Here is a 1682-nt window from a genome sequence, read left to right as displayed (position 1 = left end):
GCCATCGACGGTCGAACCACCCATCACCCCGGCTACGCCCTGTCCCAGCGACACCGCAAGAAGATCGAGGACCCCTCCGGCTGGGCCAAGACCGTTCACCGCGGCCGCGACAGGGTCCGCGCGCGGTTCACGATGACCATGGCGGCCTGCAACCTAGCAAGATTGCCGAAGCTCCTGGCTGCCTGACCACGGCAGCGACCGTGAGCCCGGGTTCCGCACCCGCGGATGACCCGGCCTCAAACCACCGCAGACGGGAAAACGTCCTTCCAAACAGACTTCTTCAGATGGAGTGGTTGCCGCCCTCCCGAGACGGAATCGCAATGTGCCAAAGTCGTGGTGCTCAACGCCACGCAAAAAGGAGGACGGCGAGATGAAGGTTATGATGATCGGGGTCGATCTGGCAAAGAATGTTTTCCAGTTCCATGGCGCGCTGCGGACAGGAGAGGTCCGGTTTAGTAAAAAGCTCACGCGAAATCAGTTCCCGGTGTTCAGAGCCCGGCAGAAGCCCTGCCTGGTGCTTTTTGAGGCTTGCGGCAGCGCGCACCACTGAGCACGCGAGATGGAGGTGTTCGGGCACGAGGTGAAACTGATCGCACCACGATATCTGCGCCCCTTCGTCCAACGCCAGAAAAATGACGCCGCGGATGCCGAGGCGAACGTGATCGCGGGCCGCCTGCCCGAGATGCGCTTCGTTGAAGCCAAGACGGTCGAGCAGCAGTCCCGCGCGGCGGTCTTCCGCGGCCGGGAGCGCCTGATTCATCAGCGCACCGCAGACGTGAACGCTTTGCGGGGGCTTCTGTATGAGCATGGCCACGTGTTTCCCATCGGAATACGCCACCTCGATCGCATGCCGGCGCTTGTGGAAGATGAGACCACCGACTTGCCTACGCTGATCCGGGAGGAATGCCAGGACCTGCTGGCACAGATTGCAGAGAAAACGGCGCGTATCACAACTCGCACCACGAAACTGAAGACGCTGGCCACACAGTCGGACAGGGCGCGCCGGCTCCAGACCATGCCGGGTGTCAGACCGCTGACGGCTGTGGCGGTGGACGCGTTCGGACCGGACATGGTCCAGTTCAAGACCGGGCGCGACTTCGCGGCCTGGTTGGGTTTGGTGCCCAGGCAGTATTCATCTGGCGGCAAGGAGCGCTTGGGTCGTATGATCAAGGTCGGCCAGGCCGATATCCGACGCCTCCTGATCATTGGCGCAATGTCGCGACTGGGCTGGCTTGGGATGCGCACAATTACGGAGGGCAGCTGGCTGTCATGCATGTTGGCGCGCAAGCCCGGGATGCTGGTCGCGATGGCGCTGGCCAACAAGATGGCCCGGAAGATCTGGGCCATGCTGACAAAGAACGAAGTTTACAAGGATCCGGCGCTGGGAGGCGCGGCATGATGGACATGTCGAACCGCTAGCAACGGTGCCAAGGGGGGTGTGAGAAGACGACGACCTGAATGGGCAAAACGATCGAACAGATCCGGACCGGGAGAACCAGAAGGCTGCTGCGAGCCCGAAAGCTCGTTTTCAGATGTGGACCCGATCCGCTGATCACCGTCCCGGCCCGCGGCTTCTGGAAATGCCGGATCCTGAGTATCCGTCATGCGCAAGGGGTTTTATCGACCCCGATGCGGTCAGCTTTGACCAGCGCGTTGGCGGTCTCCAAGAGCTTGCGCATTAT

1 protein-coding gene and 2 pseudogenes are annotated in these 1682 nt (G+C 61.9%); all 3 read left to right on the top strand.

From position 1 onward, the window contains the following. Nucleotides 1-186, top strand: a pseudogene (locus V8324_RS21725) (IS5/IS1182 family transposase); the annotation flags it as partial. Nucleotides 187-370: 184 nt separating this feature from the next. Further along, nucleotides 371-1399, top strand: a pseudogene (locus tag V8324_RS21720) (IS110 family transposase). Nucleotides 1400-1458: 59 nt separating this feature from the next. Beyond that, nucleotides 1459-1682, top strand: a 224-nt coding sequence (locus V8324_RS21715) for a hypothetical protein (protein ID WP_336421970.1), incomplete at its 3' end; no start/stop codon positions are given.

The organism is Roseovarius sp. D22-M7, from assembly GCF_037083785.1.
Lineage (GTDB): Bacteria > Pseudomonadota > Alphaproteobacteria > Rhodobacterales > Rhodobacteraceae > Roseovarius.
Note: the sequence above shows the minus strand (reverse complement) of the source record. Positions and strands in the feature narration are given on the sequence as shown.